This window comes from Arthrobacter sp. ov118 (genome assembly GCF_900116495.1).
GTDB lineage: Bacteria > Actinomycetota > Actinomycetes > Actinomycetales > Micrococcaceae > Arthrobacter.
This window is the reverse complement of sequence record NZ_FPAY01000001.1, coordinates 1-23263: the sequence shown is the minus strand read 5'-3', so window position 1 is coordinate 23263 and position 23263 is coordinate 1. Positions and strand designations below refer to the sequence as shown.

Genomic DNA, 23263 nt, shown 5'->3' with positions numbered 1-23263 from the left:
CGCCGCCTAGGATACGGTGCCCAGTTCCTTGGTTTCCTGCGCTTCCATCCGCGGGTCCGTGCCCAACAGCCGGCGCAGGGACGCCAGCCGCGCGGCGCCGGAGGGTCCTGCGTGCCCGGCCGCAACCCAGGCGTCGACGCCGCAGTTGACGGCGGTGGAGTCGTGTTTGCAGCCCCGTTCGCAATCGTCGGTGCCCGGCTCCAGGTCCGGGAAGGAACGAAGGATCCGGTCAGGATCCACATGGGCCAGCCCGAAGGAGCGGATGCCGGGGGTGTCGATGATCCAGCTGCCCGCCGGTGCCGCGCTGACTTTGAGTGCCAGCGCGGAGGAGGACGTGTGGCGGCCGCGGCCGGTCACCGCGTTGACGCCGCCGGTGGCACGTTCGGCCCCGGTCAGCGCGTTGACCATGGTGGATTTCCCGACGCCGGAATGGCCCAGCATGACGGTGACTTTGCCGTCGAGGTGGGCGCGCAGCTGGGACACGGCGTCCTTGTCGAGCCGGGCCGAGAGCCCGTCGTCGGAGCGGGCGTCGATGCCGGACGCGGCGGAGTCGGCGGTCTTGGAAATGATGACGGGGAAGTCCAGGTGCCGGTAATTGGACAGCAGCTCGGCGGGATCCTTGACGTCGGCCTTGGTGACCAGGAGCAGCGGCTCGATGCCGGCGTCGTACGCGGCCACCAGCGCCCGGTCGATGAAACCGGTCCGGGGCTCGGGATTGGCCGCGGCGACCACGACGACGAGCTGGTCGGCGTTGGCCACGACGGCGCGTTCGACCGGGTCGGTGTCGTCGGCACTGCGGCGCAGCAGCGTCCTGCGGTCCTGGATCTTGACCAGCCGGGCGAGCGTGTCGGGCTCGCCGGTGACGTTCCCGACGAGGGAGACGAAGTCGCCGGCAACCACGGGATTGCGGCGCAGTTCACGGGCCCGGGCGGCGATGATCTTGCGTTCGTCCGGGCTGCCTTCGCCGACGACGGCGGTGTAGCGTCCGCGGTCGACGGTGATGATGCGCCCGGTCACTGCGTCGTCGTGGCTGGGCCGGTCCTTGGTGCGGGGCCGGGAGCCTTTCTTGTTCGGCCGGATCCGGACATCGGACTCGTCCCAGGAATCAGTGCTGCGTGCCACCGGGGGAGTCCTCGTCTGCGCCGGTTCCCTGCGCCAGCATCGTTTCCCAAAGCTGCGGGAAGTCGGGCATGGTCTTGGCGGTGGTGGCGATGTCCTCGACCTCCACCCCGGGCACGGCAAGGCCGAGGATGGCGCCGGCGGTGGCCATGCGGTGGTCGGCGTAGCTGTGCACAACGCCGCCGTGCAGCCTGGCCGGACGGATGATGAGTCCGTCCGCGGTCTCCTCGGCGTCGCCGCCGAGGCGGTTGATTTCGGCGGCGAGGGCCGCGAGCCGGTCCGTTTCGTGGCCGCGGAGGTGGGCGATGCCGCTCAGCCGTGAGGGGCCGGTGGCCAGGGCGCAGAGCGCGGCCACGGTGGGGGCGAGCTCGCTGGTCTCGTCAAAGTCGCCGCCCTTGATCTCCCGCCCGCCGGTGACCGTCAGGGTGCCGCCGTCCAGCGCGACGCTGGCGCCCATGGCGGTGAGGATGCCGCGCCAGAGGTCGCCGACTTGCGTGGTCCCGGCGGGCCAGTTGGGGATCCGCACGGTGCCGCCGGTAGCCAGGGCCGCCGCTAGGAACGGGCCGGCGTTGGAGAGGTCCTGCTCGATCCGCTGGTCAAAGGCGTGGATCGGACCGGGGGAAACCACCCAGTGGTTCGGGACCGAGTCGTCGACAGCCACGCCCACGCCGCGCAGCACGGCGACGGTCATGTTGATGTGGTCCAGGCTCGGCACGGGCTTCCCGGCCTGCTCCGTGCTCCGGTGTTCGAGGTGAAGCCCCTCGGTGAAGCGGGCGCCGGCCAGCAGCAGGGCGGAGACGAACTGCGACGAGGCGCTGGCGTCGATGATGAGGTGGCCGCCGCGTACTTCGCCTGTGCCGCGGACCGTGAACGGCAGCGACGACGCCGGTCCGCCGTCGGGTGCGCTGACCGTCACGCCCAGGCCGGCCAGGGCCTCAATGATGGTGCCCATCGGGCGTTTGCGGGCGTGCGGGTCGCCGTCGAAGCCGGACGCGCCCCGGCGCAGCGCGGCCACCGGCGGCACAAAGCGCATGACCGTGCCGGCCAGGCCGCAGTCAATGGCCACGTCCGGCGCATCCGACACGCCTGCAGGCAAGCTGATCGGGATGATCTCCAGGTCGGGGCCGAACGCGCCGTCGCCGGGAACCTCCGTGACGGTGGCGCCCAACTGCCGCAAGGCCTCAATCATCAGCGCAGAATCCCGGGAGTGCAGGGGCGCCCGCAGGCGTGACGGCCCATCCGCGAGGGCAGCAAGCACCAGGTACCGGTTGGTCAGCGACTTCGAACCGGGAACGGTGAGGGTGGCATCGACCGGCCGGGTGGCGAACGGCGCCGGCCAGTGCGGACCGCCGTCGGCAGGAACGGAGCCGGCCGGAACGGACGGGGTTGTTGCGGAGGGGGTGGCGCCAGTCATTACCGTCCTAAGCTCCGGCTGCGTTTTCAACGGCCTTGCGGACGACCTTGTCGGCCTTCTTCAGCTGCTTATTGGTGGTCTTGCGGGCATCGGCCGCAAAGTGGCTGGCATTCTTCCGGGCGTCGGCGGCGAGGTGCCCGGCCCGCCAGGCCAGGCTGGGCTTGCCGGCGGTGTCGACGGCGGCGAGCAGGACGCCGCCGGTCAGGGAGACGTTCTTCAGGAGCTGCTTGCGGCGCGCATCCCGGGCTTCCTTCGAGGAGCTGTCCGCGCTGCGCCACTCCACGTAGCCGTTCAGGGCCGAAATGACGGCGAGCACGGTCGCTGCCAGCCGCGCTGACTTGCTGAGGGCGAAGAAGACGCCGGCGCCGACCTGGGTGCCGCCGATCACTCGGGCGAGGACTTTTTCATTCGTCTGGAACGGCAGCGCGTCGGCCGCACGGCGCAAAAGCGGGGACAACTGTGCCGCAGTGTCATCCACGTTCTTCAGCTTGTTCACGCCGGCGAGGACGAAACTGGAGGCGAGCATGGGCCGGGCGAGAAAGCGGACAAACGACATGAATTTCCTCCTGTATGGACGAACGGCGGCTTCACAGCGGGCGAACCGGTTCTAGTCTTGCACTTTTGCGGAATATTTGCCCGCGGGACGTGGTTGGAAAAGACAGTTGCGACGGCAGAGGGAGAGGGAGGGGAAGACTTGACGCAAGTTTTGGACAGGACGGAACTGGACGCCGGTTCCGTGCCAACGTGGGACGCCGCTCCGCTCGTGCCGGGCGTCCGGCGGAAGGTGACAGTAGACTTGAACGCAATGAGCACCATGGACCCGGCCGTTACGGCCAAGCACGAGGAACCGCCCGCTTCGCCGACGCCCGCTGAGTCTGCCGCAGCCCTGGAGACCGAGGTGGACGGCAGGCCGCTGGACGTGTCCAACGAGTCGGCGGAAGAGCGCCGGGTGCGGTTTGAACGTGATGCCATGCAGTATGTGGACCAGCTGTATTCTGCGGCCATGAGGATGGCCCGGAATCCTTCGGACGCCGAGGACCTGGTCCAGGAGGCGTACACGAAGGCGTTTTCCGCGTTCCACCAGTACAAGCCCGGAACCAACCTCAAGGCTTGGCTGTACCGCATCCTCACGAATACCTACATCAACCTGTACCGCAAGCGCCAGCGCGAGCCGCTGCAGTCCAACTCGGACACCATCGAGGACTGGCAGCTTGCCCGCGCCGAGTCGCACACGTCCTCTGGGCTGCGTTCGGCGGAGGCCGAGGCCCTGGACCATCTGCCCGACTCCGATGTGAAGCGCGCACTGCAGGCGATTCCCGAGGAGTTCCGGCTGGCCGTGTACTTCGCGGACGTCGAGGGCTTCGCGTACAAGGAAATTTCAGACATCATGAACACCCCCATCGGAACCGTCATGTCCCGGCTGCACCGCGGCCGGAAGATGCTGAGGGACATGCTCGCGGATTACGCCGCAGAGCGGGGATTCAGGGCCGCAACCGAGTCAGGCGCCGCGGCCGACAGCAACAATCAGGAGAACAGGAAATGAGCGACTGCCAGGGACTGGGCGATTGCGACGACGCCCGGATGCAACGTATCTACGAGTATCTGGATGGTGCCCTCACGCATAGCGACATTGCGGAGATCAAGGACCACCTGGACAGCTGCCCCGAGTGCCTGGAGCAGTACGACCTCGAGTGCGTCATCCGGGTGATGGTCAAGCGTTCGTGCACTGAAGCGGCTCCGGAAAACCTCAAGAACTCCATCCTGGACCGGATCCACTCCATCCGGACTGTGGAAGCCTGAGCGCCGCAACAGCCTGAGCTCACCAACGAAAGACCCCGGAACCATCAGGTGTCCGGGGTCTTTCGCTTAAAGCAGTCAATCCTAGCCGTGGCTTAGGTGTTGGGGCGCTTACCGTGGTTCGCGCCGCCACGCTTACGGTCACGACGTTTACGTGCACGTTTGCTCATAGCTGGCCTCCTTAATCTTGGTACTCAAAAGAGCTGCCCTCAAGTCTCCCACATCACGGCACCCGCCGCGAACCGGCGGCCCCGCGCTGGGGTTCACCCTTCGAGCGAGTTGCGGATCGAGATCCGGGCCTGGTCCAGCACCGTTTTGACGGTTTCGAGAGTGACGGCGCTGACGGGACGGCTCCCGGCGTGGCGGCGCAACTCCACCCGCATGTCGTCGCGGAAGCCCTGAACGAGCATCTCCGCCTCCTTCAGCCGCCGCTCGCCGTCCGGCGAGTACCCCGCACCCGCCGCGCCGGCACCCGTCACTCCCGCGGTCCGGGCCGAGGCGCGCGCGGCCTCCGCCGTTGCCGCCAGATCGGCCCGGAGACCGCGCATGTTGACGCGGATGTCCTGGCGCAGGTTGTCGGCGAGTCGGCGGACCGAGGCCGAGATGTCGTTCTCGACGCCGGCGAGTTCGTCCCGCCGGCTGTTCAGCTCCAGAAGCCCCGCCGGTGTGATGCTGTAGTTGGTGCGGCGGCCCTCGGTATGGGTGGCCACGAGCCCCTCTTCCTCAAGTTTCCCCAGGCGCGGGTAGATGGTCCCGGCGCTGGGGGAGTAGGTGCCGCCGAACCGCTCGCTGAGGGCCTTGATGAGCTCGTAGCCGTGCTTGGGGCCCGATTCGAGCAGGGCCAGCAGGTACAGGCGCAGCGCCCCGTGGGCGAAGACGGGGGGCATCAGAGGGCCGTTTCGGTGTCCGGGGCGGGCTGGGCGTGGAAGATCGAGGTTTTCCCCGAGACGGAGTTGGTCCGGACCAGCATCAGCTTCGTGTCCGGTCCCTCGATGGTCTGCACGGTACCGCCGGGCTGGATGTATCTCTGGTTGTTAATGACCACAGCCCCGCTGGCGGATTTGGCAATAATATCCACCCCGACGTCGTGCGGCAGCCGGATGGTGACGTCGCCGGAGACTGAGTTTGCACCGAAATCCCGGGTGAAGCCGTACAGGTCGAAGTTCAAGTCGCCACTGACGGTGTTCGCGCGGATGTGGCTGAAATCGCCCGAGGCCGTCACCTCGCCGGAGACGCTCTTGGCCGTCAGGACTCCACGGTGGTTGCGGGCGATGACCTCACCGCTGACCGTGTTCACGGCGAGCTCTCCGGAGGTGCCGTCGGCCAGCACGGAACCTGAGACAGTGTTCAGGCGGGCGTGGCCGCTGATGCCAGAGACCATGCCGTCGCCGCTCACTGTCCCAGCTTCCACTTCGACGCCGGCGGGCAAGGCGATGCTGATGACCACCGAGTTGCTGCTGTTGTTGTTGACGGACCCCATCAGGTTCTTGAACCAGCCCTGTGGGCCGTGGAGTTGGTGGCGGACTTCCAGCCGTCCGTTTGCCACCGAGACCGCCAGCGGATCGCCCTCAATTTCGGAGACTTCGATCCGGGCCACGGACTCGTCGTGAGTGACGATGTCGAAGCGGCCGCGGACGATGCCGAGCTTGAGGGAGCGGACGCCGTCGACGTCGATGGTCTGCGGGCCTGTCACGGTCCACGCGTTTTCTGACAGGTTCTCCGACGTGTTCTCTGACATGGTTCCTCCGGAAATTGCGAATGCTGCCCCGACTGGACGACTGACGATATATCGCGACTCTTGAAGTCACGATATATCGCGCAAGCAGACGCGTCAAGATATATCGCGATTCCCCGGAGGGGGAGCAGCGGCCCGAGGCCGCGAGGTGTTGAGTTACTCCGGCGTGTCCATGCCCAGCCACTGGAACCAGCCGCGGTGCAGCACGAGCCAGGCCATGAGGCCGTAACCGGCCTGTCCCGGTGTGCCGCCGTTCGCCGCGAGGTCCTGGCGCCATTGTTCATGGTTCAGGAGCGGCGAGAAGGTGTCCACGTACAGGTGCTTCCGGCGCGTGGTGACGTCAGCGAACGCGGTGTTCAGTTCTCCCAGCCGGCGGTTCTGGGCCGGGTCAAGGGTGGGCGGCGGGCCCACCACAAAGACTTCGATCTTATTCTGGGAAGCGGAGTCCAGGATGTTAGCGAGATTCAGCCGGCTACGTGCCGTGGACAGACCAAACTCGATGTCCCGTCCGGACAGCCCGATCACCAGGCGGTTTTCGTGGTGGTTGCCAAAGCGGCGGCCCGCTTCCTCGAGCCAGCGCGCCGCAATTCCCTCCGTGCCCTCCTCAGGGCAGGGCAGGGAATAGCACTCCAAAGCCACGCTGTCCTGGGGCGTGCGGGCCAGGACCCGGCCCAGCCAGCCCAAGGCCCGCGGATCACCAAGCCCGGCCAACAGCTCGTCCCCAACGGCTGCGATCCGCAGCTTCCGATCTTCCACGACTACCTCTTAACTTTCACGCTGTCCATCAAGCTGACCACTAACAGTCCATTAAACAGAACTGCCCGGCCGGAGTGTTGTGTTTCAGTCTCCGGCCGGGCAGTTACGCCGCTATTTAGGTGCGAATGCCTGCTTGAGCAGGGTGTCCTGCTGTGCCGCGTGGCGCTTCATCGACCCTGCCGCCGTGGACGCGGAGGCAGGCCGTGAGACCAGGCGGACCCGGCGGTCCAGGGCATCGGGCAGGTTCAGGCCAATGAACGGCCACGGACCCTGGTTGGCCGGCTCGTCCTGCGCCCAGACGACTTCGGCGTTCGGGTACTTGGCCAGCTCGGCCGCGATATCGGCGGCCGGCAGCGGGTAGAGCTGCTCAACGCGCACGATCGCCGTGGTCTTGTTCCCCGTCTTCTGCCGCGTGGACAGCAGATCGTAGTACAGGCGTCCGGAGACCAGCAGGACGCGTTCGACGGCGTCCGCCTGCAGCTGCTCGTGTTCCGGGATCACCGGACGGAACGAGCCGGTGGTGAAGTCCTCCACCGAGGACGCCGCGGCCTTGAGGCGGAGCAGCTGCTTCGGCGTGAAGATGATGAGCGGCTTGCGCGGCCTGCTGTGGGCCTGGCGGCGCAACAGGTGGAAGTGCGAGGCCGACGTCGTGGGGTTGGCCACGATCATGTTCTCCTCGGCGCACAGCTGCAGGAAGCGCTCGATGCGGGCGGAGGAATGGTCCGGTCCCTGGCCCTCGTAGCCGTGCGGCAGCATGAGCACGAGCGAGGACCGCTGGCCCCACTTCTGCTCGGCGGAGGAGATGAACTCATCGATGATGGTCTGCGCGCCGTTGACGAAGTCACCGAACTGCGCTTCCCACAGCACCAGGGCGTCCGGGCGCTCCACCGAGTAGCCGTATTCGAAGCCCATGGCCGCGTATTCGGAGAGCAGGGAGTCGTAGATCCACAGCTTGGCCTGGTTCTCGGACAGGTGGGACAGGGGAAGCCACTCGTCGCCGTTCGCGCGGTCGTGGAAGACGGCGTGGCGCTGCACGAAGGTGCCGCGGCGCGAGTCCTGGCCGGCGAGCCGGACCGGGACGCCTTCCATGATGAGCGAGCCGAACGCGGCGAGTTCGCCGAAGCCCCAGTCGATGCCGCCTTCGCGGGACATGACTTCGCGCTTCTCGAGGAGCTGCTTGAGCTTGGCGTGGACGGTGAAGCCCTCCGGGATGTCCGTGTGGGCCTTGCCGATGCGGGCCAGGGTCTCGGCAGAGATCGCGGTGGAGGCCGGGGCGCTCACGCCGGAATCGGACTGCTGGGCAATGGGGCGTTCCAGATCGGACACCGCGGCGGAATCGGCCGTGATGATCGGGATCGGGGACGTCTGCGCGGCGTGCGTCTCGGCGAACACGCGCTCCAGGCGTTCCTGGTAGTCGCGCAGCAGCTGCTCGGCTTCTTCCTCAGTGATGTCACCGCGGCCGATCAGCGATTCGGTGTACAGCTTGCGGACCGAACGCTTGGCCTCGATCAGGTTGTACATCAGCGGCTGGGTCATCGAGGGGTCGTCGCCCTCGTTGTGGCCGCGGCGGCGGTAGCAGACCATGTCGATGACAACGTCCTTGTGGAACCGCTGCCGGAAATCGTAGGCGAGCTGGCCGATGCGGACCACGGCCTCGGGGTCGTCGCCGTTCACGTGGAACACCGGCGCCTGGATCATCTTGGCAACGTCCGTGGAGTAGGTGGAGGACCGCGAGGACGACGGGGCGGTGGTGAAGCCGACCTGGTTGTTGACCACGATGTGGATGGTTCCGCCCGTGCGGTAGCCGCGCAGCTGGGAGAGGTTGAGTGTCTCCGCCACGACGCCCTGGCCCGCGAAGGCGGCGTCGCCGTGCACCATGATCGGGAGCACGGGGAAGGCCTCGCCCTGGTCCAGGCGGTCCTGCTTGGCGCGGACGATGCCTTCCAGGACGGAGTCGACGGCTTCCAGGTGGGACGGGTTGGCGGCGAGGTAGACCTTGGTCTCCTTGCCGTTGTCCGACGTAAAGGTGCCCTCGGTGCCGAGGTGGTACTTCACGTCGCCGGAGCCCTGGACCGAACGGGGGTCCTGGGTGCCTTCGAATTCGCGGAACACCTGGGCGTAGGTCTTGCCCGCGATGTTGGTGAGCACGTTGAGCCGGCCGCGGTGGGCCATGCCGATCGCCACTTCGTCGAGTTCGTCGTCGGCGGCGTCGGAAATGATCGCGTCCAGCAGCGGAATCAGGGACTCGCCGCCTTCGAGCGAGAAGCGCTTCTGGCCGACGAACTTCGTCTGCAGGAACGTCTCAAAAGCCTCGGCGGCGTTGAGCTTGGAGACGATGCGCAGCTGCTCGTCGCGGCTCGGCTTCGAGTACGGGTGCTCCAGCTGGTCCTGGAACCACTTGCGCTCGGCGGGGTCCTGGATGTGCATGTATTCGATGCCGGCGGTGCGGCAGTAGGCGTCGCGGAGGACGCCGAGGATGTCGCGGAACTTGAGCTGTGGCTTGCCGCCGAAGCCGCCCGTGGGCCACTCGCGGTCCAGGTCCCACAGGGTCAGACCGTAGGTCAGGACGTCGAGGTCCGGGTGCTTGCGCTGGACGTACTCGAGCGGATCGGTGTCGGCCATGAGGTGGCCTCGCACGCGGTAGGCGTGGATCAGCTGCTGGATCCGGGCGACCTTGTTGATCTCGTCGGCCGGGTCCACCTGCAGGTCCGGGCTCCAACGCACGGGCTCGTAGGGGATGCGCAGGGACTCGAAGATTTCATCGTAGAAGTTCTGCGCACCGAGCAGGAGCTGGTGCACGAGCTTGAGGAACTCGCCGCTGCCGGCACCCTGGATGACGCGGTGGTCATAGGTGGAGGTCAGCGTGAGGACCTTGCTGATCGCGTTCTGCGCGATGATCTTCTCGCTGGCACCCTGGAACTCGGCCGGGTAATCCAGTGCGCCGACGCCGATGATGGCGGCCTGACCCTTGGACAGGCGGGGCACCGAGTGGACGGTGCCGATGCCGCCGGGGTTGGTCAGGGACACGGTGGTTCCCGAGTGGTCATCCGCGGTCAGCTTGCCGTTGCGGGCGCGCTTGATCAGGTCCTCGTAGGTGTGCCAGAACTCGGAGAAGTTGAGGGTCTCCGCCTTCTTGATGTTCGGCACCATGAGCAGACGGGTGCCGTCCGGCTTGGGCATGTCGATCGCGATGCCGAAGTTCACGTGCGCCGGCTGGACAGCCACCGGCTTGCCGTCGATCTCGTCGTAGTAGACGTTCATCGAAGGGAACTGGGACAGGGCGCGGATGACGGCATAGCCGATCAGGTGCGTGAAGGAGACCTTGCCGCCGCGGGCGCGTGCCAGGTTGGAGTTGATGACTACGCGGTTGTCGATCAGGAGCTTGGCGGGGATGGCACGGACGCTCGTGGCGGTCGGAACTTCCAGGCTTGTGACCATGTTCGAGGCGATGGCCTTGGCCGGGCCGCGCAGGACGGAGACGACGTCCTCCTCCGGCGCGGTGGGCGCCTTGAGGTTCTTCGGCAGCTGCGCAGGGATGGGCGCGGTGCCGGGGCCGGCCTCGGTGGCTTTGGAGCCGTCCCGGGCGACGGTGGCCGGGGCTTTCTTGGCTGCGGGGGCCGGCGCGGGAGCTGCGGGGGCAACGGGAGCAGGGGCTGCAGGCGTGGCCGGCGGCGCTGCCGGAGCCGCGGCAGCAGGGGCTACAACGGGGAGTTCGCGGGTTGCGGGGTGCGCAGCAGTTGCTACGCCGGACGTTCCGTTGGCGGACGAACCTTCACCGGCTTCAAAGGACTCGAACAATGGCCACCACTTGGCGTCAACCGTGTTCTTGTCCTGCTGGTAACGCTCGTACAGTTCGTCAACGAGCCACTCGTTTCCGCCAAATTCCTCTGGTAGACGGTGGCTTGGCTGCTCTGGCACTTGAAATACGCCTCTTCCATGAGTTTGATTCCCTCTGGCTGCAACGGTGCCTCGGCACGGCGATCGAGCCAGTTTCTGCGTCCAGTGTTCCCCAGACCCATGCCAGTCTAGTGACGATTCTTGCCAAACCGCCAATAACCGTGACTCAAATCATGATCCGTTGTCGCAGGCCCCGAAATGCGACGAAGAATCGGCCCGGAGGCAGGACAAGAAGCGGGGGCTTACTGGTCCGGGCCCGCCACGGAAACCGCCCTAGAATCGAGGAAGAACCCGTTTGGCGCCGAAGGTGCCAGCTAAAGGAGCAGCCGTGCGTTTCCTGAATGAGCCCACCACCGATCTGACCTACTCCGACCTTTTCCTGGTGCCGTCCCGTTCCGACGTCATCTCACGCCTGGATGTGGATCTCGCGGCCGACGACGGGACCGGCTCGGCGATCCCGCTGGTGGCGGCAAACATGACGGCAGTGACGGGGAAGCGGATGGCCGAGACCATGGCCCGCCGCGGCGGGCTCGGGGTCCTGCCCCAGGACGTCCCCCTCGATGTCATCCGCGACGTTACGGCGTGGATTAAGGGCCGCCACCCGGTTCTGGAGACGCCCGTCACCCTGGCGCCCACGGACACCGTGATCGATGCACTGCACCTGATGGGCAAACGGCCGCACGGTGCCGTGGTGGTGGTGGACTCAGCGGGCGCCGTCACCGGCGTGGTCCGCGCCGCCGACTGCGAGGGCCAGGACCGCTTCGCCTCGCTGGCCTCCGTGATCCGCCACCAGCCGCTGGTGCTCGACGCCGGAATGCTCGACGGCGGCCTGGCCGGCGACGGCATGAAAGGCGCCGGCCTGCCCGGCGGTGAAGCCGGCGCGCGTTCCGTGCAGGCCCTCCGCCGGGCCTTCGAGGCCATGGACGCCGCCGGGACGGACTACGCTCCGGTGCAGCGGGACGGAGTCCTTGCCGGCGTGCTCACCCGCAAGGGTGCCATGCGTTCCACGATCTACCGCCCGTCCCTGGACGAGGACGGAAAACTCAAGGTGGCTGCCGCCGTCGGAATCAACGGTGACGTGGCCGGCCGGGCGGACGAACTCCTGACGGCCGGTGTGAATGTGCTGGTCCTTGATACCGCACACGGCCACCAGCAGAAGATGTTCGACGCCCTGGCCGCCGTGAAGGGACTCAACCCCGGCGTGCCCGTGGTGGCCGGCAACGTGGTCACCGGCGAGGCCACCCGGGAGCTCATCGAAGCGGGAGCGGACATCGTTAAGGTCGGCGTAGGACCGGGCGCCATGTGCACCACGCGCATGATGACGGCCGTGGGCCGCCCGCAGTTCAGCGCCGTCCTGGAATGCTCCGCGGCGGCGCGGGAGGCCGGCGGCCGGGTATGGGCCGACGGCGGCGTGCGCTACCCACGCGATGTCGCCCTGGCCCTGGCCGCGGGTGCCAGCCAAGTCATGATCGGCTCCTGGTTTGCCGGGACGCACGAAAGCCCCGGAGACCTGCAGGTCGACGCGGGCGGCCGGCAGTACAAGGAGAGCTTCGGCATGGCGTCCGCCCGTGCGGTCCAGAACCGCAACCAGCGCGAGGGCGCCTTTGATAAGGACCGCAAGGCCCTCTTCGAGGAAGGCATCTCCACGTCCCGCATGTACGTCGACGCGGCGCGGCCCGGCGTCGAGGACCTGCTGGACATGATCACCGCGGGCCTGCGCAGTTCCATGACCTATGCCGGTGCGGCCGACCTCACCGAGTTCCGGGAACGCGCCGTCGCGGGCATCCAGTCGGCGGCAGGGTACGAGGAGGGCCGCCCGGTTCCGCAGAGCTGGTGACGCCGCGGGTGGGGAACGCCGTGGGGCTGGTGAGTCGCAGGCTGGCGGCGGCTGCTCCTGTAGACTGAAATTCTTATGGACAGTAAATCTAGGTGCCGGCCTGGGCGCTGTCAGCGGAGAACGGAAACCGTTCCCGTGCAGCCCACCCGCAGAGCCGGCAAACCCCGAACACGTGCCCATCACTCCCCGGCTACGCGCCACCGCGGAGCTTTCCAAGTAACACGGTCGGCCGCCGCCGACCATCCTCCGCCGGCCAGATCCTTCCGAACCCCGCAGCCCCTGCATCGTGAGCACGGGCAACGGCTGGCTGCCGCTGCTCCGGAAGCAGGTCATTAATGGAATGGCTACTGCTCGCAGCAGGCTTCCTGCTCATCCTCGGCACGGGATTCTTCGTAGCCGTGGAATTTTCCCTGGTCGCCCTCGACCAGGCCACAGTGCAGCGTGCGGTCGACAACGGGGACACCGCCGCCGTGCCCCTGCTTAAATGCCTCAGGTCCCTTTCCACCCAGCTTTCTAGCTGCCAGTTGGGCATCACCATGACGACGCTGCTGACCGGCTACGTCATGGAACCGTCGGTGGGCAAGCTGCTCGAAGGCCCCCTCGCCGCCGTCGGAGTTCCGGCAGCGGCGATTGCCTCCTTGTCCCTGATCCTCGCCATGGCGCTGGCCACGCTGCTCTCCATGCTGCTGGGCGAACTGGTGCCCAAGAACATGGCCATTGCGCTGTCCTTCCCGATCGGCAAGGCCGTGGCCCGGCCCCAGCTGGTGTTTACCGCCATCTTCAAGCCCGCCATCGTGGTCCTGAATGGTTTCTCCAACAAGGTCCTGAACGTCTTCGGGCTTGAGGCCAAGGAGGAAATCTCCGGTGCCCGCACCCCGGCCGAGCTGGCCTCCCTGGTGCGCCGCTCCGCTGCCATGGGCACTCTCGACGCCGGCACCGCCAACTTCATCGCCCGGACCCTGAAGTTCTCCGGCCGGTCCGCGGCAGACGTCATGACCCCCCGCATCCGCGTGGAGACGATCGACGCCGACCAGCCGGTCTCGGACATCGTCGAGGCCGCCCGGCGCACCGGCTACTCCCGGTTCCCCGTGATCGGCGAGTCCTCCGACGACATCCGCGGCGTGGTCCACATCAAGAAGGCCATCGCCGTTCCGTCCGGCCGGCGGTCCAAGCTGCAGGCCGGCGCCATCATGACCGACGTGCTCCGGGTGCCCGAAACCATTCACCTGGACGCACTCTTGGCCGAACTCCGGGAGGGCAACCTGCAATTGGCGGTCGTCCTCGACGAATACGGCGGCACCGCCGGCATCGCCACCTTGGAGGACCTCGTGGAGGAAATCGTCGGCGAAGTCGCGGATGAACATGACAAGGTCCGGCCGGGGCTGCTGCAGAGCGCCTCGGGGGACTGGTATTTCCCGGGACTGCTCCGGCCTGATGAACTCTCCGAACAGGTCCCGGGCCTGACCGTGCCCGACGAGGCTGCCTACGAAACGGTGGGAGGCTACGTCATGAGACAGCTTGGCCGCATCGCCGCGGTCGGCGACACCGTCGACGTCGTCGGCGGAACGCTCAGCGTGACCCGCATGGACGGCCGCAGGATCGACCGGATCTGCTTCCGGCCCGCCCGCGTACCGGGCGCCGGCCAGCCCGCCAGCCAGGCAGGTGCCGTATGAGTGACTGGGCAGGAATCCTCTGGCTTGCCGTCCTGCTGGTCGGCAACGCCTTCTTCGTCGCTGCGGAGTTCGCCGTCATGTCCGCCCGGCGGAGCCAGATCGAACCGCTGGCCGAGGCCGGCTCCAAGCGCGCGCAAACCACCCTGCGGGCGATGGAAAACGTCTCGCTCATGCTCGCCTGTTCCCAGCTGGGCATCACCGTCTGCTCCCTGCTGATCCTGCAGGTGGCCGAGCCCGCGATCCACCACCTCCTGGCGGTGCCGCTGGAGGCGCTGGGCGTGCCGGTGGAAGCCGCCGACATTGCCGCTTTCGCCGTCGCGCTGATGGTGGTGACGTTCCTGCACGTGACGTTCGGTGAGATGGTGCCCAAGAACATCTCCGTGTCGGTCGCGGACAAGGCCGCGCTGCTGCTGGCGCCGCCGCTGATGTTCATCGCGCGGATGGTGAAGCCCGTGATCGCGGCCCTGAACTGGTCCGCAAACCACATCCTGAAGCTGATGCGGATTCAGCCGAAGGACGAGGTCACGTCGACCTTCACGCTGGAAGAAGTCCAGTCGATCGTGCAGGAATCCACCCGCCACGGGCTCGTGGATGACGACGCCGGACTCATCACCGGAGCGCTGGAGTTCTCTGAACATGCGGCGTCCCATGTGATGGTTCCGCTGGACAAACTCGTCATGCTCAAAGCCGCCACCACCCCGGCGGAATTCGAAAAGGCCGTGAGCCGGACCGGGTTTTCGCGCTTCCCGATGCTCGATGACGACGGCATGCTGGCCGGCTACCTCCACATCAAGGACGTGCTCTCCATCCAGAACGGCGGATACCACCAGCCGATCGCGGAAAGCCGCATCCGGTCCTTGGCGAATCTTGCCATGGACGATGAAATCGAAAAGGCCATGTCCGTCATGCAGCGCACGGGCTCGCATCTGGCCCGCGTGATCGGGCCCGACGGGTTGACCAGGGGAGTGCTGTTCCTGGAAGACGTGATCGAGCAGCTGGTCGGCGAAATCCGGGACGCCACCCAGGCCACCGGCTACCGGAGGCTGGGGCAGGAGCAGTAGCGGGCAGGCGGCAATGGGGTGCGCCGGTATCCCTAAATAGGAATGATTCCTATTTAGGGATAGACTCGGTGTGTTGCTATTGCTCCCGATTCTCAATAACAGATCCGAGGTTTTCCGTGCGCCGTCCCGCCGCCCGAGCCATGCTGGCTGCCGTTGCCGGCCTAGGCCTAGCGCTCACGGCGTGCGCCCCGACGGCAGGAAGCTCCCGGGGAACCGCAAACGACGGCGTGATCGACGTCGTCGCCTCCACCAGCGTTTACGGTGACATCGTCTCAAGCATCGGCGGCGACAAGGTCCGGGTCAGCTCGATCATCAACCGCACCAGCCAAGACCCGCACTCCTACGAGGTCAGCACCCAGGACAAGCTGGCGGTTTCCAAGGCCGAACTCGTGGTGGAGAACGGCGGGGGGTATGACACTTTCATCGACACGCTCGCCACCGAGACCGGGCTGGACCACGGCAACGTCATCAACGCCGTGGACGCCTCCGGCCTGGCCACAGAAAGCCCGGCGGCGGCGACCCCCGACTCCTCCGGCCACACCCATGAGCACGCCGGGCTGAACGAGCACGTCTGGTACAGCCTGGCGGCCATGTCCCGCCTCGCGGACGCCGTCGCCGACAAGCTCGGCTCGCTGGAGCCGGCCTCGGCGGAGACGTTCCGGGCGAATGCGGCGGCCTTCAAAGCTTCGCTCGGCGGCCTGGAAACCAGGCTCGGCAACATCAAATCGTCGGCGGGCCACGTGCCCGTGGCCGTCACCGAGCCGGTGCCGCTGTATCTGCTCGAAGCTGCCGGACTGGAAAATGAGACCCCGGCCGAGTACACGGCGGCGATCGAGGAAGACGCCGACGTCCCGCCGGCCGTGCTCAAAGCCACTGTCGATCTCGTATCATCCCGCGGCGTCCGGCTGCTGGCCTACAACACCCAGACCGAAGGACCGCAGACGGCTGTGCTGAAAAAGGCCGCCGAAACCGCCGGCGTCCCGGTGGTGGACTTCAGCGAGACCCTCCCGGACGACCAGTCCTACGTGCAGTGGATGACCGCGAATGTGGAGAGCATCAGCAAGGCCCTAGGATGAACGCAACAGCGCGGGCAGTCGTCTCCGCAGGAAATCGAGGAAACCTCTCTTGACACCGGTACTGAGCCTGCGTGGCGCCTCCCTGGCGTTCGGCCAGCGGACACTGTGGGAGGGCCTGGACCTGGACATCAACCCGGGTGAATTCTTTGCCGTGCTCGGCCCGAACGGCAGCGGCAAGACCACCTTCCTTAAGGTCCTGCTGGGGCTGCAGGAGCTGAGCGCGGGCACGGCCGTGCTCGGTGGCCGTCCCGTTGAACGTGGCAGCCGCCGGATTGGCTACGTGCCCCAGCAGAAGTCATTCGACCCCGACACCCCCCTGCGCGCCCGCGACCTTGTGGCCCTCGGCGTCGACGGCCACCGCTGGGGCATCCGACTTGGCGGCGCAAAAGTGAACCGAAGGGTCGATGAACTCCTAGAGCTCGTTGGCGCCACCGACTACGCCAAGGTGCCCGTGGGGCAGCTTTCCGGCGGTGAGCAGCAGCGCCTGCGCGTGGCCCAGGCCCTCGCGACGGATCCGAACGTGCTGCTGTGCGACGAACCGTTGCTGTCCCTGGACCTTCAGCACCAGCAAGCCGTCAGCGCCTTGATCAACAAGCAGTGCCATGAAGCGGACAGCGCGGTGGTGTTCGTGACCCACGAAATCAACCCGATCATGGATTACGTGGACCGGGTCCTGTACCTGGCCGGCGGCCGGTTCCGGGTGGGCACGCCAGCCGAGGTCATGACCACCGAGGTGCTCTCCGATCTCTACGGCAGCCATGTTGAAGTCATCCAGGCCAACGACCGGCTGATCGTGGTGGGGCTGCCGGACGCCACGACGCACCACCACGAAGACGCACATGCTGTGGCAGGGGAGGTGGGCTGAATGGATCTGGGCGAACTGCTGCACTCCATCTTCAATTTTGAAAACTACGGCGAGCTGCTAGTCCTAGTGCAGAACTCGATCTGGGCCGGCGCCGTGCTCGGGCTGCTCGGCGGCCTGATGGGCACTTTCGTGATGAAACGGGACCTCGCCTTCGCGGTCCACGGCATCTCCGAGCTCTCCTTTGCCGGTGCCGCGTTCGCGCTGCTGATCGGCGCGAACATCATTCTCGGTTCGCTGGCAGGTTCGGTGCTGGCAGCCCTGGTGCTGGGCGTCATGGGAGTCCGGGCGCGGGACAAGAACTCAATCATCGGCGTCATCATGCCCTTCGGCCTCGGCCTGGGCATCCTGTTCCTGTCCCTGTACGAGGGCCGTGCCGCCAACAAATTCGGCCTGCTGACCGGGCAGATCGTGTCCGTCGGAACGGTCCAGCTGCAGGTCCTGGCGGTCGCCGCCGTCGTGGTGATGCTGGCGCTGGTCGGCATCTGGCGCCCCCTGACCTTTGCGAGTGTGGACCCCGATGTCGCCACCGCCCGGGGCGTGCCGGTGCGGGCCCTGGCCCTTGGCTTCATGGTGCTGCTGGGCATCAGCGTGGCGCTATCTATCCAGATTGTGGGCGCCCTGCTGGTGCTGGCCCTGCTGATCACGCCGGCCGCAGCCGCCATGCGGGTCACGTCCTCGCCGCGGCTGGTGGTCACCCTGAGCATCGTCTTCGCGATAACCGCGACCGTCGGCGGCATACTGCTCGCCCTCGGCGGACGGCTGCCGATCAGCCCCTATGTGACCACGCTGTCATTCATGATTTATGTCGCCTGCCGCGTGATCGGCAGCGCCCGGGCCAAACGCGGGCTCAACGGCCGGATCGTGCGGACCCCGACGGCGTCGGCCGCCTAAGCGCGCTGTCCCTTAGCGTCCTTGCGTCGGAATTTCCCCACTTTTGCCGGGCCTGTCCGCGCGGAGCACCGCGCCCGCCGGCTGATTGCAGCGGCTCATTCTTAGAGGTGGGGAATTTCCGCCGTCGTGGTGCACGGAACGCCGCCGGCGGGGCTACTCGCCGGCCTTCAGAGCCGTGCATTCGGGGCACAGCCCGAAGATTTCCACGGTGTGCTCGACGGCGGTGAAGCCGTGCTCTTGCGCGATCCGCGCCGCCCAGGCTTCGACGGCGGGGGCTTCGACTTCCACGGCCTTGCCACAGTTGCGGCACAGCAGGTGATGATGGTGCCCGGTGACGGCGCAGCGGCGGTAGACAGCTTCGCCGTCGGCGTTGCGCAGCACATCCACGAGCCCGTCGTCGGCGAGGGACTGCAGGATGCGGTAGGAGGTGGCGAGGGACACGGTGGTCCCGCGCTCCTGGAGGATGCGGTGCAGTTCCTGGGTGCTGACGAAGTCCGCCAGATCGTCCAGGGCGGCACTGACGGCGAGGCGCTGCTTGGTGACGCGCTGCTCCTTGCCCGGTGCGGAGGCCGGTGCCGGCGCGGAGGCCGGGACCCGGCTGCTGCCGGCGGTGGCGCCCTGTGACATCGTGGACTCGCTTCGTGGATTCGCGGGTGGGACTCGCTGCGGGTGGTGCAATGTTCAAGATTACCAGCCGGGCTTCGTGGACACCGTGGCTGGCTGTTGCCTAGGCTGGCCCGATGAAGCTGACCAAATACACGCACGCCTGTGTCCGCCTCGAGAAGGACGGCCGGGTCCTGGTCTTCGATCCGGGGACGTTCTCGGAGACGGACCAGGCCCTCGCCGGAGCCGATGCCGTGCTGATCACGCACGAGCATGGGGACCACGTGGACGTCGACGCCGTCGCCGCGGCGCTGCAGGCAAATACCGCCCTTGAGCTTTTCGCCCCGGAGGCAGTCGCCGGGACGCTGCGCGGCAAGGCGGCCGACGCCAGTAGCCGCATCCACAGCGTCGCCCCCGGAGAGGACTTTGAGGCGGCGGGCTTCTCGATCCGGACCTTTGGCGGCCAGCACGCCCTCATCCACCCGCAGATTCCGGTGGTGGCGAACGTCGGATACCTCGTGGATGCGAACGTCTACCACCCGGGCGATTCCTTTGCGATTCCCGACGGCGTCAACGTCCGGACGCTGCTTGTCCCGATTCACGCCCCGTGGAACAAGGTGGGCGAAGTGGTGGACTTTGTCATCGGCGTCCGGGCACCGGTAGCCTTCCCCATCCACGACGCGCTCCTGAACGACACCGGCCGCGGGCTCGTGGAAGGGCACGTGACCCGGATTGGTGCGAAGTACGGCAGCGAATACCGGCACCTCTCCAGCGGCGACTCAGTGGAGGTTTAGCCCGCACGGGACCGGGCGTTAGGCCGGCCAGACCCCGGTCTTGAAGAACTCGCGCAGCGTGGCCTCGTGGGGTTCCGGGTCCAGACCGTGGGCGTCCAGCCACTCCGGATTGTAGTAGTTACCTGCGTAGCGGTCTCCGGCGTCGCACATGAGCGTCACAATGCTGCCCCGCCATTCCTCGGCGATCATCCCGGCGATGAGCTGCCACACGCCCCACAGATTGGTACCGGTGGACGGTCCGGCGTGGAGCCCGGCGTGCTCCCTCAGGTGGCGCATGGCCGCCACGGACGCGGCGTCGGGAACCTGGATCATGTGGTCGATCACGGCCGGCACGAAGCTTGGCTCCATCCGGGGCCGGCCGATGCCCTCGATGCGCGAGGGCAATCCCGCCGCCGTCCCGCCCGGCGCTGTCCCGCCCGGTGCTGTCCCGCCCGGTGCTGTCCCGCCGTTGGCGGGGATCCCGCCGTCGGGCCGGTTGTCCCGCCAGCCCGGATAAAACGCAGAATTTTCCGGGTCGACGACGGCCAGTCCCGTCGCGTGGCGGTGGTACCGCAAGTACCGGCCAATCGTGGCGCTGGTCCCACCGGTGCCCGCCCCGACCACCACCCAGTGGGGGATTGGGTGCTCCTCCTGGGCCAGTTGGTCGAAGATTGACTCGGCGATGTTGTTGTTCCCGCGCCAGTCCGTGGCCCGCTCGGCATACGTGAACTGATCCATGTAGTGCCCACCGGTGCGGGCGGCGAGCTCCGCGGCGGCCTCGTAAACCTCGGAGGCATGGTCCACCAGATGGCAGGAGCCGCCGAACTGCTCTATGAGGGCGATCTTCTCCGGGCTGGTGGTCCGGGTCATCACCGCGATGAACGGCAGACCCAACAACTGGGCAAAATAGGCTTCGGAGACGGCGGTGCTGCCGCTGGAAGCCTCGACGATCGTGGTGCCCTCCCGGATCCAGCCGTTGACGAGGCCGAACAGGAACAGCGACCGCGCCAGCCTGTGTTTGAGGCTGCCCGTGCGGTGCGTGGATTCGTCCTTGAGGTACAGCTGCACGCCCCAGTGCTCCGGGAGCGGCACCGCGTACAAGTGGGTGTCGGCAGATCGGTTGTTTTCGGCGTTGATCCGGCGGACGGCTTCGTCGGCCCAGACCCGGTCCTGGTAGTGCGCGGTGTTCACCGCAACAGCCTACCGGGGCGGCGGGAGGGCGGGGATAGAGTGGGCCCATGGACACCCTCATCGATGCAGCTGCCCTCAAAGACCTGCTCGACGGCGGCCAGGGAACCGCCCGGCGCACCGTGGTCCTCGATGTTCGGTGGGCGCTCGGCGACCCCCATGGCCACGACCACTATCTGCGCGGGCACATCCCCGGGGCCGTCTTCGTGGATCTGGCCACCGAACTCGCCGGACCCGCGGAGCCGCGCCGCGGACGCCATCCGTTGCCGCCGCCGGAGCGGTTCCAGGAGTCCGCACGCAGCTGGGGCATCAACGACGGCGACGTGGTCGTAGCGTACGACGACAGCGGCAATATGGCCGCCGCCCGGCTGTGGTGGATGTTGCGCAATGCCGGCTTCCCTGCCGTGCACCTGCTCGACGGCGGCCTGGCCGGGTGGCGCGCCGCCGGATTCGACCTGGCTGCGGGATCCGAACAGCCGGCAGCAGGCAACGTCACGCTGAGCGGGGGCGCCATGCCCGCGATCGACGCAGGGCAGGCCGCTTCCTGGGGGGAGCACGGGCTGCTGCTGGACGCCAGAGCGGGGGAGCGGTACCGCGGGGAAATCGAACCAGTGGATCCCCGCGCCGGGCATATCCCGGGAGCGGTGAGTGCCCCCACCACGGGAAACCTGCGGCCCGACGGGCGGTTCCTGGCCCCGGCCAAGCTGCGGGAGCGCTTCGAGCGGCTCGGCTACCGGACCGGCGTCCCGACGGCCGTGTACTGCGGTTCCGGGGTCACGGCCGCCCATGAAATAGCTGCCCTCGAGATTGCCGGACTTTCCGGTGCCTTGTACCCGGGTTCGTTCTCGGAATGGTGCCACAGTGCCTCGAATGCGGTTGTCACCGGGGCCTCCCCGTACGGCGAGGACCCCGCTACAAGCTAGTGCAGGACTAGTGCGGGCGGCCGCTCATCGCAGGAGGGATGCCCCGACTCCGCGTCCGCGGGCGCTCGGATCCACCCAAAGACGCTTCACTTCCTGGGTGGCACCATCAATCGGGGTCAGCACCACCATGCCCAAGGGACAGAGGCCTGATGCGCGATGAAGACCAGCGAACCGGCGAAAGCCTCAGAGGGTCGATCAATTTCCTTTTGGTACTTGGCGGGTAGCTGACCGCCTCCCGCTTTTGTCGCCACTCCATGCGCCGCCTTCTCCAGTTCCGTTTGCTGGTGTAGGCCCGAAGGAGTTCCCCGAGCCATTGCGCGTTCCGCACTTCGGCTACGTCTGCCTGAATGATCCTGTACACGCCGCCAAACTATCCGAATATCGGCCAGGTTGTTTCTGGGCTTTCGTCCTGCGTATTTTTTCGTCTGGTGCCATGTGTGGTCACGTGAAAGCGGCTGATGTCATGGGCTTGGTTACAACTGGCAAGCTGCCGAGCAACCGAGCGCGCTTGAGGGCCTTTGCGCGATGCCGGAGGCCATTCCGCTGGCCGGGTCGTTCCTCCACCGTTGCGCCGGATCGCGGTTCGGGCGTCAGCGGTGTCCCTGGGAGGGGTGGTGCGGTGGAGTGGTAGGTGTGGCCGGTGGGGGTGCTGAGTTCGATGGTGTGGCGGGTGCCGTCGGTCGGGGTGTCCCCGGGAGGCGGCCCGGGTTCTGTTTCGGGTGCGGTTAGGGTGCGTGCTGTCCAGCCGGGGGTTTCTTTGGTGTGGTTGCAGGCTTCGCAGAGTCCGGCGCCGTTGGCTGCAGTCGTCGGCCCGCCGGTGTGCCAGGCGATGATGTGGTCGAGGTGGCGGATGGGTGCGTCGCAGTAGGGGGTGCGGCAGGTGTCGTCGCGGGTCTGGATGAAGCGGCGCAGCCCGCCGGGGAAGGTCCGGGCGCGGGAGTCCATGCCGATGAGTTCGCCGCTGCGCGGGTGGGTGTAGAGCCGGCGGATCCGGAGGCTGAAGGCGGCCCGGCCGGGGTCGGTGCCGGGCGGGGTTGTGCCGGGCGGGGCCGTGCCGGGCGGGGTGGTGCCGGTGCCGGTGGTGTTGGTGGTTCCGGGGGCGGTGCCGGTGGTCAGGAGGGTTCGTGCCCAGGCGGCGGGGACGGTGCCGTAGCCGGGGAGCCGGGCCGGTTCGGCGTCGGCCTGGAGCAGGGTGCGGTCGGTGATGATGAGCTGGAGTTCGATGCCGCTGATCCCGCCGGGGGTGCCGGTGGTGCGTTCGATGAGGGTGTCGGCCATGGCCTGGCCGCGGCTGCGGGGGTCCCCGGCGGTGCGGAGGGTGTCGGCGGCGCGGGTCAGGGCGGCCTGGACGGCGACGCCGGCGCTGACCGGGAGCAGGGCGGTGAGGGTGCACATGGTGTCGGGGGCGGGGCGGAAGCTGACGTGCCGGTCGGTGGCGGCGTGCGCGGCGCGTTGGGTGAGGGAGCGGGGGTCGCGGCGGTAGGCGGCGGCGCGGGCGGCCGCGATCAGGGCCCGGTCGCCGGCGCCGTTGAGGGTTCCGGTGTCGGGGGCGAGTTCGTCGTCGACGGCGGCCCGGTCGGCGGGGGTGAGGCAGGCGGTTTCGCGGGCCAGGAGGGTGGCGCGCCATTCGTTGAGCTGTCCGGTTTCCAGGGCGG

General features: G+C 67.5%; 22 protein-coding genes. 10 read left to right on the top strand and 12 right to left on the bottom strand.

All coding sequences use genetic code 11. The features are described 5' to 3' along the window. Positions 1 to 6: 6 nt before the first annotated feature. The 3 genes from BM372_RS00100 to BM372_RS00090 are packed head-to-tail and all read right to left on the bottom strand — an operon-like array spanning position 7 to position 3089. On the bottom strand, positions 7 to 1122 hold the full coding sequence (locus BM372_RS00100) for a ribosome small subunit-dependent GTPase A (protein ID WP_090950260.1): 1116 nt from the start codon (positions 1120 to 1122) through the stop codon (positions 7 to 9). Further along, positions 1106 to 2533: a 3-phosphoshikimate 1-carboxyvinyltransferase gene (gene aroA, locus BM372_RS00095; protein ID WP_090950258.1), complete on the bottom strand. Its 1428-nt coding sequence runs from the start codon at positions 2531 to 2533 to the stop codon at positions 1106 to 1108. The genes BM372_RS00100 and aroA overlap by 17 nt, the downstream gene beginning before the upstream one ends. A 7-nt stretch (positions 2534 to 2540) precedes the next feature. Beyond that, positions 2541 to 3089: a DoxX family protein gene (locus tag BM372_RS00090; RefSeq protein WP_090950255.1), complete on the bottom strand. Its 549-nt coding sequence runs from the start codon at positions 3087 to 3089 to the stop codon at positions 2541 to 2543. Positions 3090 to 3338: 249 nt separating this feature from the next. Here BM372_RS00090 and BM372_RS00085 point away from each other — a divergent pair, with 249 nt between their 5' ends. Together BM372_RS00085 and rsrA are read left to right on the top strand one after the other, a co-directional pair. Next, positions 3339 to 4076: a sigma-70 family RNA polymerase sigma factor gene (locus BM372_RS00085; protein ID WP_090952783.1), complete on the top strand. Its 738-nt coding sequence runs from the start codon at positions 3339 to 3341 to the stop codon at positions 4074 to 4076. After that, entirely contained in the window at positions 4073 to 4333 is a 261-nt protein-coding gene (gene rsrA, locus BM372_RS00080) for a mycothiol system anti-sigma-R factor (RefSeq protein WP_090950251.1), read from the top strand. Before BM372_RS00085 ends, rsrA begins: the two co-directional genes overlap by 4 nt. Positions 4334 to 4425: 92 nt before the next feature. On the opposite strand, the gene BM372_RS21180 is transcribed toward rsrA, so the two are convergent. The 5 genes from BM372_RS21180 to BM372_RS00060 form a co-directional block, all read right to left on the bottom strand. Further along, positions 4426 to 4500, bottom strand: coding sequence for a 50S ribosomal protein bL37 (locus BM372_RS21180; protein ID WP_369299106.1), 75 nt, complete (start codon positions 4498 to 4500; stop codon positions 4426 to 4428). Positions 4501 to 4593: 93 nt separating this feature from the next. Continuing rightward, positions 4594 to 5217 (bottom strand): PadR family transcriptional regulator, encoded by a 624-nt coding sequence (locus tag BM372_RS00075; protein ID WP_090950248.1) that lies wholly within the window; start codon positions 5215 to 5217, stop codon positions 4594 to 4596. Next, positions 5217 to 6044 carry a DUF4097 family beta strand repeat-containing protein gene (locus BM372_RS00070; RefSeq protein ID WP_090952781.1) on the bottom strand — a complete coding sequence of 276 codons (828 nt, stop codon included), beginning with the start codon at positions 6042 to 6044 and terminating at the stop codon, positions 5217 to 5219. Before BM372_RS00070 ends, BM372_RS00075 begins: the two co-directional genes overlap by 1 nt. Positions 6045 to 6221: 177 nt before the next feature. Further along, on the bottom strand, positions 6222 to 6821 hold the full coding sequence (locus tag BM372_RS00065) for a GDSL-type esterase/lipase family protein (RefSeq protein WP_090950245.1): 600 nt from the start codon (positions 6819 to 6821) through the stop codon (positions 6222 to 6224). A 111-nt stretch (positions 6822 to 6932) separates the two neighbouring features. Further along, positions 6933 to 10739, bottom strand: coding sequence for a multifunctional oxoglutarate decarboxylase/oxoglutarate dehydrogenase thiamine pyrophosphate-binding subunit/dihydrolipoyllysine-residue succinyltransferase subunit (locus BM372_RS00060; RefSeq protein WP_090950243.1), 3807 nt, complete (start codon positions 10737 to 10739; stop codon positions 6933 to 6935). A gap of 307 nt (positions 10740 to 11046) precedes the next feature. Here BM372_RS00060 and BM372_RS00055 point away from each other — a divergent pair, with 307 nt between their 5' ends. The 6 genes from BM372_RS00055 to BM372_RS00030 all read left to right on the top strand — a co-directional run bounded on the left by BM372_RS00055 (position 11047) and on the right by BM372_RS00030 (position 18121). Continuing rightward, positions 11047 to 12555: a GuaB1 family IMP dehydrogenase-related protein gene (locus BM372_RS00055; RefSeq protein ID WP_090950241.1), complete on the top strand. Its 1509-nt coding sequence runs from the start codon at positions 11047 to 11049 to the stop codon at positions 12553 to 12555. 335 nt (positions 12556 to 12890) lie between these two features. After that, entirely contained in the window at positions 12891 to 14228 is a 1338-nt protein-coding gene (locus BM372_RS00050; RefSeq protein ID WP_090950238.1) for a hemolysin family protein, read from the top strand. After that, positions 14225 to 15289, top strand: coding sequence for a hemolysin family protein (locus tag BM372_RS00045; RefSeq protein ID WP_090950234.1), 1065 nt, complete (start codon positions 14225 to 14227; stop codon positions 15287 to 15289). The genes BM372_RS00050 and BM372_RS00045 overlap by 4 nt, the downstream gene beginning before the upstream one ends. A 116-nt stretch (positions 15290 to 15405) precedes the next feature. After that, positions 15406 to 16365, top strand: coding sequence for a metal ABC transporter solute-binding protein, Zn/Mn family (locus BM372_RS00040; protein WP_256213961.1), 960 nt, complete (start codon positions 15406 to 15408; stop codon positions 16363 to 16365). Between the two features lie 49 nt (positions 16366 to 16414). Further along, positions 16415 to 17230, top strand: coding sequence for a metal ABC transporter ATP-binding protein (locus BM372_RS00035; RefSeq protein WP_090950229.1), 816 nt, complete (start codon positions 16415 to 16417; stop codon positions 17228 to 17230). After that, positions 17231 to 18121 carry a metal ABC transporter permease gene (locus BM372_RS00030; RefSeq protein WP_090950226.1) on the top strand — a complete coding sequence of 297 codons (891 nt, stop codon included), beginning with the start codon at positions 17231 to 17233 and terminating at the stop codon, positions 18119 to 18121. Positions 18122 to 18274: 153 nt separating this feature from the next. Here the strand turns inward: BM372_RS00030 and BM372_RS00025 are convergent, their stop codons facing one another. Continuing rightward, entirely contained in the window at positions 18275 to 18748 is a 474-nt protein-coding gene (locus BM372_RS00025) for a Fur family transcriptional regulator (RefSeq protein ID WP_090950224.1), read from the bottom strand. 113 nt (positions 18749 to 18861) lie between these two features. On the opposite strand from BM372_RS00025, the gene BM372_RS00020 reads away from it, so the two are divergent. Then, positions 18862 to 19518, top strand: coding sequence for an MBL fold metallo-hydrolase (locus BM372_RS00020; RefSeq protein WP_090950221.1), 657 nt, complete (start codon positions 18862 to 18864; stop codon positions 19516 to 19518). A gap of 18 nt (positions 19519 to 19536) precedes the next feature. Here BM372_RS00020 and BM372_RS00015 read toward each other — a convergent pair whose 3' ends face one another. Next, positions 19537 to 20688 (bottom strand): PLP-dependent cysteine synthase family protein, encoded by a 1152-nt coding sequence (locus BM372_RS00015; protein ID WP_090950218.1) that lies wholly within the window; start codon positions 20686 to 20688, stop codon positions 19537 to 19539. 47 nt (positions 20689 to 20735) lie between these two features. Here BM372_RS00015 and BM372_RS00010 point away from each other — a divergent pair, with 47 nt between their 5' ends. Then, positions 20736 to 21608 carry a sulfurtransferase gene (locus tag BM372_RS00010; protein ID WP_090950216.1) on the top strand — a complete coding sequence of 291 codons (873 nt, stop codon included), beginning with the start codon at positions 20736 to 20738 and terminating at the stop codon, positions 21606 to 21608. 24 nt (positions 21609 to 21632) lie between these two features. Here BM372_RS00010 and BM372_RS21175 read toward each other — a convergent pair whose 3' ends face one another. Both BM372_RS21175 and BM372_RS00005 read right to left on the bottom strand, forming a co-directional pair. Further along, positions 21633 to 21737 (bottom strand): GNAT family N-acetyltransferase, encoded by a 105-nt coding sequence (locus tag BM372_RS21175; RefSeq protein ID WP_143111400.1) that lies wholly within the window; start codon positions 21735 to 21737, stop codon positions 21633 to 21635. Between the two features lie 312 nt (positions 21738 to 22049). Next, on the bottom strand, positions 22050 to 23263 hold a 1214-nt coding region (locus tag BM372_RS00005), incomplete at its 5' end, for an HNH endonuclease (protein ID WP_143111399.1).

Excerpts from the sequence above, each read along its gene's own strand:
- aroA (WP_090950258.1), bottom strand. The coding sequence starts at position 2,533 with ATGACTGGCGCCACCCCCTCCGCAACAACCCCGTCCGTTCCGGCCGGC.
- BM372_RS00090 (WP_090950255.1), bottom strand. The coding sequence starts at position 3,089 with ATGTCGTTTGTCCGCTTTCTCGCCCGGCCCATGCTCGCCTCCAGTTTC.
- BM372_RS00085 (WP_090952783.1), top strand. The coding sequence starts at position 3,339 with ATGAGCACCATGGACCCGGCCGTTACGGCCAAGCACGAGGAACCGCCC.
- rsrA (WP_090950251.1), top strand. The coding sequence starts at position 4,073 with ATGAGCGACTGCCAGGGACTGGGCGATTGCGACGACGCCCGGATGCAA.
- BM372_RS00075 (WP_090950248.1), bottom strand. The coding sequence starts at position 5,217 with ATGCCCCCCGTCTTCGCCCACGGGGCGCTGCGCCTGTACCTGCTGGCC.
- BM372_RS00050 (WP_090950238.1), top strand. The coding sequence starts at position 12,891 with ATGGAATGGCTACTGCTCGCAGCAGGCTTCCTGCTCATCCTCGGCACG.
- BM372_RS00045 (WP_090950234.1), top strand. The coding sequence starts at position 14,225 with ATGAGTGACTGGGCAGGAATCCTCTGGCTTGCCGTCCTGCTGGTCGGC.
- BM372_RS00030 (WP_090950226.1), top strand. The coding sequence starts at position 17,231 with ATGGATCTGGGCGAACTGCTGCACTCCATCTTCAATTTTGAAAACTAC.
- BM372_RS00025 (WP_090950224.1), bottom strand. The coding sequence starts at position 18,748 with ATGTCACAGGGCGCCACCGCCGGCAGCAGCCGGGTCCCGGCCTCCGCG.
- BM372_RS00020 (WP_090950221.1), top strand. The coding sequence starts at position 18,862 with ATGAAGCTGACCAAATACACGCACGCCTGTGTCCGCCTCGAGAAGGAC.
- BM372_RS00010 (WP_090950216.1), top strand. The coding sequence starts at position 20,736 with ATGGACACCCTCATCGATGCAGCTGCCCTCAAAGACCTGCTCGACGGC.
- BM372_RS21175 (WP_143111400.1), bottom strand. The coding sequence starts at position 21,737 with ATGGTGGTGCTGACCCCGATTGATGGTGCCACCCAGGAAGTGAAGCGT.